Source organism: Vibrio sp. V01_P9A10T6 (assembly GCF_963877065.1).
GTDB lineage: Bacteria > Pseudomonadota > Gammaproteobacteria > Enterobacterales > Vibrionaceae > Vibrio > Vibrio anguillarum.
The window spans coordinates 1-9262 of the sequence record NZ_CAWNTB010000026.1; the positions used below are offsets into that span (position 1 = coordinate 1).

Annotated in this window: 11 protein-coding genes; 8 read left to right on the forward strand and 3 right to left on the reverse strand. The window is 41.9% G+C overall.

Features of this window, described 5'->3' with window-relative positions; all coding sequences use genetic code 11:
• The 3 genes from AACQ21_RS01705 to AACQ21_RS01715 form a co-directional block, all read right to left on the reverse strand.
• A partial coding sequence (locus AACQ21_RS01705) for a transporter substrate-binding domain-containing protein (protein ID WP_258174238.1) occupies positions 1-1461 on the reverse strand: 1461 nt, incomplete at its 3' end.
• A 179-nt stretch (positions 1462-1640) separates the two neighbouring features.
• A complete protein-coding gene (locus AACQ21_RS01710; protein WP_105977360.1) occupies positions 1641-2885 on the reverse strand; it encodes an NAD(P)/FAD-dependent oxidoreductase in 1245 nt (414 codons plus the stop codon).
• A 23-nt stretch (positions 2886-2908) separates the two neighbouring features.
• Positions 2909-4015, reverse strand: coding sequence for a class I SAM-dependent methyltransferase (locus AACQ21_RS01715; protein WP_017045151.1), 1107 nt, complete (start codon positions 4013-4015; stop codon positions 2909-2911).
• 115 nt (positions 4016-4130) lie between these two features.
• Here AACQ21_RS01715 and AACQ21_RS01720 point away from each other — a divergent pair, with 115 nt between their 5' ends.
• From AACQ21_RS01720 to AACQ21_RS01755, 8 genes are all read left to right on the forward strand, one after another.
• Positions 4131-4868, forward strand: a complete 738-nt coding sequence (locus tag AACQ21_RS01720) for a beta-ketoacyl synthase chain length factor (RefSeq protein ID WP_105977361.1) — start codon at positions 4131-4133, stop codon at positions 4866-4868.
• Positions 4862-5635: a lysophospholipid acyltransferase family protein gene (locus AACQ21_RS01725; RefSeq protein WP_181185586.1), complete on the forward strand. Its 774-nt coding sequence runs from the start codon at positions 4862-4864 to the stop codon at positions 5633-5635. The genes AACQ21_RS01720 and AACQ21_RS01725 overlap by 7 nt, the downstream gene beginning before the upstream one ends.
• 190 nt (positions 5636-5825) lie before the next feature.
• Positions 5826-6086 (forward strand): phosphopantetheine-binding protein, encoded by a 261-nt coding sequence (locus AACQ21_RS01730; protein WP_019282451.1) that lies wholly within the window; start codon positions 5826-5828, stop codon positions 6084-6086.
• Between the two features lie 15 nt (positions 6087-6101).
• Positions 6102-6359 (forward strand): acyl carrier protein, encoded by a 258-nt coding sequence (locus AACQ21_RS01735; protein WP_013856486.1) that lies wholly within the window; start codon positions 6102-6104, stop codon positions 6357-6359.
• The gene (locus AACQ21_RS01740) at positions 6359-6916 is read left to right on the forward strand and encodes a hypothetical protein (protein WP_105977363.1); all 558 of its coding nucleotides are present in this window, start codon (positions 6359-6361) and stop codon (positions 6914-6916) included. The genes AACQ21_RS01735 and AACQ21_RS01740 overlap by 1 nt, the downstream gene beginning before the upstream one ends.
• A gap of 7 nt (positions 6917-6923) precedes the next feature.
• Positions 6924-8309, forward strand: coding sequence for an AMP-binding protein (locus tag AACQ21_RS01745; protein ID WP_105977364.1), 1386 nt, complete (start codon positions 6924-6926; stop codon positions 8307-8309).
• A 22-nt stretch (positions 8310-8331) separates the two neighbouring features.
• The gene (locus tag AACQ21_RS01750; protein WP_094150595.1) at positions 8332-8700 is read left to right on the forward strand and encodes an ApeI family dehydratase; all 369 of its coding nucleotides are present in this window, start codon (positions 8332-8334) and stop codon (positions 8698-8700) included.
• Positions 8684-9262, forward strand: a 579-nt coding sequence (locus AACQ21_RS01755; RefSeq protein WP_146127551.1) for a glycosyltransferase family 2 protein, incomplete at its 3' end; no start/stop codon positions are given. The genes AACQ21_RS01750 and AACQ21_RS01755, both read left to right, overlap by 17 nt.

Below are 9262 nucleotides of genomic sequence, written 5' to 3' on the forward strand. Positions count from 1 at the left end.
AATCTCAGACTCAGTTACCATAGTTAAAGATCGGCTGAGCATTTCAGACAATATCGACTCGTCCTTTCGAAAGACCATACCGATATTAATAGAGTAACCTTCATTATCTATTGCGGGAAGTATCAAGAATTTATCACCAAGATATGCCATTTGCTGATTTATAATATCTTGATTCATTAAGGCATGAGTTATCTTACCTGATTTTAAATCTAGAATAACCTTTTTAAGATCTCTATAAACTTTAACTTTTTTATTATCTTCATAGATTTTTAAGTGGCTATATAAGTAACCAGTACGATCTAATATCGCTAATTTTTTCTGTTGAAAAGGCTTTTTAGTGACCACATAACCAAATTGCAAATTAGTGTAAGGTGGGGTCGCTATAAAATCACGATTATCGATGTCATCGACATTTAATGAAGGCAATAAATCGACTTCATTATCGATAAGCATTTGTCTAATATCTCTACCATTGGCCGGCACATACTGAAATTTAAGAAAGCTTTTTGACTCAATGAGCTTGAGTAAATCATGGACATATCCCTTCACCTGATTATCACCCTCATCACAATAAGAGAGTGGATATATATCTTCTTCTATGGTGTATCTGACAATTTGATTGCTATTTTCTTGACTTAATAATTTTAGGCTATCTTTATTATTCAAAAAATAAATATTAGTCGAGTCTATCTTATTAGCTGTATTTCCTGTTGCTTCAGCAAGAATGAGTTTATCAAAAATGCTTTTTAATTCATTATTTCCCATCGGCAAAATGATTCTATTTATTTCGACACCTAATCGACCATCTGCAATAATCTCACCGTCATATCCAGAATTAGGGCTGATATAATGATTGAGTGATATATAGTTGGTTATCGTTGCATCGGCTAAACCTTGCTTCATCATTTCTGCTGATTCTAAGAAACTTTGTGCTAGTAATATGTGTGGGTAATGGCTCTGCTCTAATGTTTCACAATAAGATGAACCTTGTACGCAAACCCATTTCAAATGATGCATATCTTGCTGATTTAATTTTTTGTCCCTTAGCCAAATCACTCGTAGGTTATTATAGAGTGGCAAACTGAATAAAATGTTTTTTTCTCTCTCTTTTGTTTTGCTAAAACCAATAGCAAAATCCACATCACCATCATGCACAGCAGTGACAAGATCAGTTATCGATTGATAGCTACGATATTCAATTTTGACATCAAGCTCTTTTCCTATCCCTACCGCATAATCATGTTGAATACCGATTGTATTCTCAATGCCGCCCCAATAAGGTAGCCAAGGTTCAGACAATACACCCATTACAATGACTTTTTTTGCTTTTAAATAGGTACGTTCCGAATCTGATAAATAATCGGCAGCACAAACAGTATTAAAAAGTAAGTTAATTGCTAAAATTAACAGCAAGTAGATACGTAACAAATTCATTCTCGTGATATTGATTCCAATATCCAACTAGTTTAACGATCCTGCTCGTCATTGCCAAGAATAGGGCATCAGAACAAAACTGGTTAAAATGCATATTTATCAACACGTTAATGTAGTGTAGGAATAATCTTACAAGAGAATAAACCCATAAAATTAGAATGTGAGATGCATATCCGCACCAAAACATAATTTCGGTGCGGATATTATTAATGAGATGAAGTACGAATAATTTCAGCTAAACTTGATAAGCGTCGTTGATGCTCAGCGACATAAGGATTACTACGATCCCAGGCATATCCTGCAAGAATAGAGCAAATCATCTGCTTTATTCTTGGATTGGGCGTTTGGTAAAAAATCACCTCTTGTAACATGCCGTTGTACCAACCTTCCACATAAGTGCGGAACGTATCCACTCCGACCATTAATGGCTGAGAATACTCTTGCTGCCAATCTACACTTTCTTTTTTTAGTTGGCGTACAACACAAGACACCGCTAACTGAGCCGATTTCATGGCTATCGTTACACCTGATGAAAACACCGGGTCTAAAAATTCACCAGCATTGCCTAATAACGCATAATTTACCGTGGCCAACTGCTTAACATTTGCAGAATAGCCGCCTAGCTCACCAGCAGGATTAGGGTATTCGGACTTCGAAAGCAGTTCTGCCAGCTCAGGCATTTCATTCACCAATTGCTGGATCACCGCAATTTTATCACTTGGATAGCCGTCAAAAAACGACGGTTCACCGACAACACCTAATGAACATGTGCCGTTAGAAAAAGGAATGAGCCAGTACCATACGTCAGGATTACGCGGATGGACGGAGATCAGTATCTTGTTTCGGTCGTAGTCTGGTTGTTCAGGGGAGATATGATCAATGATATGGGTAAAGATGGCTTTTCTCGGAGGTAAACACGATGGCTCTTCCAAATCGAGTAACTTAGGCAATACTCGGCCAAAGCCACTGGCATCCAGCACGAAGTCGGCTTCAATTTGATACGTTATACCGTGTTGATCCGTCACCAATAATTGTGATTTATTCTCTTCAAATTCGATATTCGTCAGTTGATGTTGATAACGAATTTCAACCCCTTGCTTAACAGCAGAATCCGCTAATACTTTATCAAATTGACTACGCTGTACCTGAAAAGTGGTTCCCGGCCCATTCGAATATTTGTCGGTAAAATCAAACTGAGCGTATACACCATTTTTTCGAAAGGCTGCACCATTTTTATATTGAAAACCCGCACGCATAACATCAGGTAACATTCCCGCCGCTTCTATCACTTCCATACAAGCAGGTAATAAGCTTTCGCCAATAGAAAAGCGTGGGAAAAGTGCTTTTTCGATAACCAACACGCGTATGTTTTGCGCATGGAGTAATGCCGCGGCAGTCGAACCCGAAGGGCCCGCACCAATGATAACAACTTGAGTTATCTCTTTATTCATGAATTGACTCGCATCGATTTTAATTAAGCTTGGGCTTTTAGCTCTAACAAGGTGTGGCCAAGGCCAATATTGTCGGTCCGTTTGATCACCTGTAATCCTGCTGCTTGAACGATTTCTAAGAAATCTTCGCTGCGATAGAAGCGACTATTACCATTTGCAAGGCAGGTAAAATACAAAGAGGTGGCATTGAGGCTATAAGAAGCCGCATCGTACTTCTGTGAATCCCAGAACAGTTCCAAAATATAAACCGTCGAATATGCAGAAAGATTGGCGCGAACGCGTTTTAAAATACTCAAAATTTCCATTGGCGAAAAACAGTCTAAAAACTGGCTCATCCACCACACGTCCGCATTTTTTGGTAACGGTTGCTCTTTATCGAGCATGTTGGCTGGAAAAGGATGAATACGCTGCGTAAAACCTTGTTGCTGCGCGTTAGCCATCGCCATTTCCAACTGTTGTGGCAGATCCACAATCGTCACTTCAACGTCTGAATCATAGTGACAACATTGCAGTGCCCATTTACCCGTATTGCCACCAATATCGACCAAATGTTTCGGTTTTTTACGAAACACTTCTTTCAGCAAAATAGGAAAAGAACGATCGGAATAGAAGTGATCGAATTTGAACCAACTCTCTTTAGCTTGCTGGGGCAAACGCGATAAACCTTGGTAGATGGTATCCCAATCGCCGAGTTCTTTCAGACCAGCAGGCTTGCCTTCGGTGATCGATTCGGTTAAGTGCATCATGGCGGCATAACAAACGTCTGCCGTGAAATCCATATTGGCTTGCGTCATCCCATCATGCAGCAAAAAAATGCCTAGATTAGCCAATGAATAATTCGGTTTATCCCATAAAACAATGTGGGCACTGATGGCCATATCGAGTAATACTTTAACGCCATACTCTGACACGCTCGTTTCTTGAGCAATTTGTTCTGCGTTTAAACCTTTTTCGCCAGCATTATCTAATGCAGCCAGTATGCCTAAGTCACGTAATGTACGCGCCGTATGAAAAACGATGGGGGCAAAAGATAATTTTTGAGCTTCGGTTTTTGCCTCTAAAGCGTTATAAGGATCTATTTTTTGATTTAACACATTAAAACCTAACTTTAATTTGTGAACAATATCCAAACACTTAATCTAAGTTCGACTCAATTCTTAAAAATCAATATTTAAGTCAAGGATACAAACGTTTATAGTTGCGAAGAATAATCTTGTGCCATAGTATTTAACCCTATCAAAAACAATGCAATATCTTATGTCAAATCAACAGCAAATAATCACGTTAAATATTGATACTTGGGTTGCAACTTCTGCAGGCTTATCTCACCCTTCTGATTGGCAAAATTGGGCGAGAGAAGAGATATGGCCTGACGATAATACGCTCAACACAGACCATATTCCTCCAATGATGCGCCGCAGAATGAGTCGTTTGAGCAAATTAGCCGTGCAGACTGCACTGACTGCCATAGAATCACAACATATTGATTACATGGTATTTTCATGTCGTCATGGCGAGCTTCATCGTAGCGTTGAAATCGTGAAGTCAATATTAACTGGCGAAGAAGCCTCACCAATGGCATTTTCACAATCTGTTCATAATACAGCGGCAGGCCTAGCAACCATCGCTTCAAAACAACCGATCCCGTTAACCTCGATTGCAGCAGCACAAAACACATTTCAAAGTGCCATATTAGAAGCTTGGCTCTATTTAAATGGGCACCCTAGTCACAAAGTGCTGTTGGTTGATTTTGATGAGCCATTACCTAGCGACTACCAACAATACGAAGAGTGGCAATTTCAAGGCTATGCCTTAGGGTTAACCCTGTCTCACGGTTCAGATTTTACGCTCTCTATGCAGATGTCTGATACCAAGCCACAACAGCCGCAAGCATTGTCGTTTCTTCACCACTATTTGTCAGAAAAATCTGAATGGATCATTGAGGGCTCGCAAAGCGCTTGGAAATGGCAACGAAAATGTTAGAGTTCAACCGCTACTGGCGTATTGCTGCTACAGGTTTTTGTTTTTTTATATTTGGTTTAGGCGGATTAACGCTGAGTTTTATTATTATCCCACTGATTGCATTATTTTCATCGCAAACAGATCGTCGAGAATATAAAGTTCAAAAATCAATCCAAAACTCATTCAATATATTTTGTAAGTTGATGAAATTAACAGGTGCCATCGACTATAAAATAACCAACGCAGAACGATTAAAACAGGATAAAAGCTGCCTTATTATCGCCAATCATCCAAGCTTAATTGATTATGTTCTCATTGCATCACAACTTCATCAGTGCGATTGCTTGGTTAAATCAGCTATCTGGGCCAATCCTTTTATGAAACGGATTGTTCAAGCCGCAGGTTATATCCCAAATGAAACACCTGATGATTTGTTAAATGTGTGCGAGGAACGCATGAGTCGCGGAAACGTATTATTGATTTTCCCTGAAGGCACGCGAACCACACCCGGCGTTAAACCCAAATTGCAGCGCGGTGCGGCGCAAATCGCAATCCGAACTCAAAGAGACTTACGCATCGTACATATTACCGTTTCTCCGAGTTTTCTCACAAAAGAGCAAAAGTGGTACCAAGTTCCTAAAACCAAACCCTTTTTCCATGTGGAGATAAAGGGTAAAGTTGTCGTCACACCTTTTATTGAAGGTGCTGATAACCCCACCACTGCAGCACGACGTTTAAATCGCCACCTTGCAGAGGTGATTTTCCCCCAAAACAATAACCAGAAATGACAAAACTATTGAAGTTATCGCCCCATAACGTCAAGTTGCAGCGAAGCGGAAAGTGAGTAAGTCCCCATCCGTATAGATAACGATATGATTGGGGTGAGCGAACGTAGACAACACCGCTGCAATTGTAAGTGGGGAAGTGTATATCAAGGTTTTGTTCAAAACGGCTAGAACATTATATAAGTAGGTTGAAGTGGAAATACTACACACAGAAATAAAACAGCTCATTATCGACGCACTAAATCTTGAAGATATCTCAGTTAACGATATCGAAACTGACGCACCACTTTTTGGTGATGGGTTAGGTTTAGATTCTATCGATGCTTTAGAGCTCGGTTTGGCCATTAAAAAGAAGTATAATATCGTCATTGACGCTGATGACTCCAATACTCGCCAACACTTTGCATCAGTGGCAAACTTAGCAAATTATATTTCATCTCAAACTAGCCACTAATAAATAGATAGCGTTATGACAGAAGTAAACCAACAACAAGTATTTGATCAAGTTAAAGAAGCTCTCGTTGAACTATTTGAAATTGATGAAGCCGATATTCAACCAGACGCTCACCTTTATCAAGATCTCGATCTCGACAGTATTGATGCTGTAGATCTTGTCGTTCACTTACAAAAAGTGACTGGCAAAAAAATCAAGCCTGAAGAGTTTAAAACCGTTCGCACCGTCAATGATGTGGTGGAATCGGTTATTGAACTTGTTAAGGAAAGCTAATGCGGCGATTGCTGACGATTTTGTCTGCAATCGTCCTGCTTACCTACCCACTCGCGGTCTACTTCGGGATTAATCAGTTTGGTTTGCAAGCTATAGGGGGCTTCTTAGCCGCTATTTTCGCTTTAAGAATTCTTTCTGGTTGGCAAGCCAAGCTTCAAGAACTGAAGCAACTGGCTTGGCTTAGTGGGTTCGTTGGTATCACTTTGGTGACTTTGGGGATGCTCTTTCAGCAGCATGGTTGGCTACTGTTTTACCCTGTTGTGGTTAATGTATGTCTTTTGGCTCTTTTTGCCTTGAGCCTAACGCAACCGCAAACAGTGATTGAACGGCTGGCGAGACTGCAAGAGCCTGAACTTCCTCAAAGTGGCATTGAGTACACACGCACGGTCACTAAAGTGTGGTGCCTCTACTTCATCATGAATGGAGCCATCGCACTTTATACCTGCTTCCAACCTATCGAGATCTGGACGTTGTATAACGGATTGATCAGTTATCTCCTTGCTGGCAGCCTCTTTGTAACGGAATGGCTAGTCAGACAAAGGATTCGCAAAGGCTAGGTACGCTATGACTTTCGGCAACCCCGATTTTTGCTCGCTTGCAACGTTACTCTCCTCACCAAGAAACGATTCGCATTGTGTTGCTTTTGACCTCAATAACACCATTAACTGGGCAAACTTTGTCGCCGATGTCAGCCAACTAAGCCGGCAATTAGCGTCGCGAAATGAACATCATATTGCACTGTGTGCTGGCGATAGCTATCGGTTCTCCGTCGGTTTTTTCGCCGTCTGTTACACGCAAAAATCATTAATTCTGCCCGGTAATTATCAACCTGCGGCACTGGCAGAACTGAGCCAACACTTTGAGTTGTTGCTGTGTGATGAGGCAATAACAATACCCAATTCTACGCCAACTCTCTCTCTTAACTATTTAGCGCTACCCAACGACATGCGCGATGAAGCCGTTTGTTTTGCACCACTTTCATTAGAGACACAAACCGTGACGCTGTTTACGTCAGGCTCCAGCGGTCAGCCTAAGGCTATCATCAAAACACTGCAGCAGCTTGAAGCTGAAATCGCCATTTTAGAGCAGCTTTGGGGTGAACAGCTCATTGGTGCAAAAGTGGAAAGTACAGTTTCTCATCAACATATTTATGGGCTGCTATTTCGTGTGTTATGGCCACTGTGTGCAGGGCGAGCATTTGCCCGCCATAACTTGGAATTTCCAGAACAAGTGACCGCACATGCGCATCCGGACACTGTGCTGATCAGTAGCCCTGCGCTATTGAAACGCTTATCACAAGAGCATCAGCCAAGCCCACTGCGCACACTGTTTTCTTCCGGTGGCCCGCTTCCCTACTCTGCTTCTTGTCACGCAAAAACCCTGTTTGGGCAACGACCTATCGAAGTGTATGGCAGTACGGAAACTGGCGGCATCGCTTTTCGGCAACAGCACAGTGCAACGCAGCAATGGCAGCTTTTCCCCTCCGTTGAAGCAAGACTTAACAGCGAGAACTGCTTAGCCTTGCGCTCTGCACATATTGATCCAAATCATTGGTATCAAACAGCCGATGAATGTGAGTTTTCCGACCAACGGCACTTTACCTTGAAAGGTCGCACCGATCGCATCATCAAAATCGAAGAAAAACGGATCTCACTGGTTGAAGTGGAACAGCGTATTGAACAACTGCCGTGGATCAGTGAAACAGCCGTGTTACCACAGCAAGACGGTGAACGTTTGATCTTAATCTCAGCGATTGTACTTTCAGCCTGCGGCACTGAAAAATTAGCTCAACTTGGAAAGGGGAAGTTCTGGCTGTTGCTGCGTTCTGAACTGCGCCAATGGTTAGAACCTATTGCTGTACCTCGACGCTTTAGAGTGGTAAAAGAGATCCCACTCAACAGCCAAGGTAAGCGCCTTGTTGCTGAACTAGAAACACTATTCCAACCATAAAAATAACGAAGCCCAATAGATTATGGCCAAAAGAACACCCACATTATTATGTGCTGACACTCAGCCTCACACGGTGAATTTGACGCTGCGCGTTGACGCCGACATCATTGATTTTTCAGGACACTTTGAGCATTTCCCATTGCTGCCAGGCGTTACCCAAATCGATTGGGCACTGCGCTATGCACGAGAATACTTATCTGTACCCACAAGCTTTCAAGGTATGGAAGTGATCAAATTCCAAGAACCTATCTTGCCAGACATGACCGTTCAACTGGCATTAAGTTGGGATGAGGAAAAACAGAAACTCGCGTTTAGTTATAGTTCACAGCGTGAGGGTTTAAACATCATTCACTCATCAGGAAAAATGAAGTTGGGTGAAATCTGTGGCTGATTATCAAGCTTGTTTTTTAATTCCGTGCTACAACCACGGCAGCACAGTAGCAGAAGTGGTCTCATCACTCAGCGTATTTGAACTGCCCATTTTACTGGTTGATGATGGTAGCAATCAGCAAACAAAACAGGCGTTGAGCAACGTCGCCCAGCAAACACATGTTCACCTAATTACACTAGAACAAAACCAAGGCAAAGGTGGCGCGGTAATGGCTGGTATTCGCCAAGCGCAGCAGTTGGGGTTTAGTCACGTCATCCAAATTGATGCCGATGGCCAACATGATTTACAAGCGCTGCCTAAATTACTGGCCGCGTCAAAGCAACATCCAAACCACCTAATTTCTGGTCAGCCGATTTACGATGACAGCGTACCCAAAGCGCGTTTATATGGCCGTTACGCAACGCATATTTGGGTTTGGATTGAAACGCTATCCTTTACGATCAAAGACAGTATGTGTGGTTTTCGCGCGTATCCCGTAAACCTTACCGCTGAGGTGCTCAATAACCATAAGATCGGCACGCGCATGGATTTCGATATCGAAATCTTAGTTCGCATGTATTGG

Coding starts and splice junctions, on each gene's coding strand:
- AACQ21_RS01710 (WP_105977360.1), bottom strand. CDS start 2,885: ATGAATAAAGAGATAACTCAAGTTGTTATCATTGGTGCGGGCCCTTCG.
- AACQ21_RS01720 (WP_105977361.1), top strand. CDS start 4,131: ATGCAATATCTTATGTCAAATCAACAGCAAATAATCACGTTAAATATT.
- AACQ21_RS01725 (WP_181185586.1), top strand. CDS start 4,862: ATGTTAGAGTTCAACCGCTACTGGCGTATTGCTGCTACAGGTTTTTGT.
- AACQ21_RS01735 (WP_013856486.1), top strand. CDS start 6,102: ATGACAGAAGTAAACCAACAACAAGTATTTGATCAAGTTAAAGAAGCT.
- AACQ21_RS01740 (WP_105977363.1), top strand. CDS start 6,359: ATGCGGCGATTGCTGACGATTTTGTCTGCAATCGTCCTGCTTACCTAC.
- AACQ21_RS01745 (WP_105977364.1), top strand. CDS start 6,924: ATGACTTTCGGCAACCCCGATTTTTGCTCGCTTGCAACGTTACTCTCC.
- AACQ21_RS01750 (WP_094150595.1), top strand. CDS start 8,332: ATGGCCAAAAGAACACCCACATTATTATGTGCTGACACTCAGCCTCAC.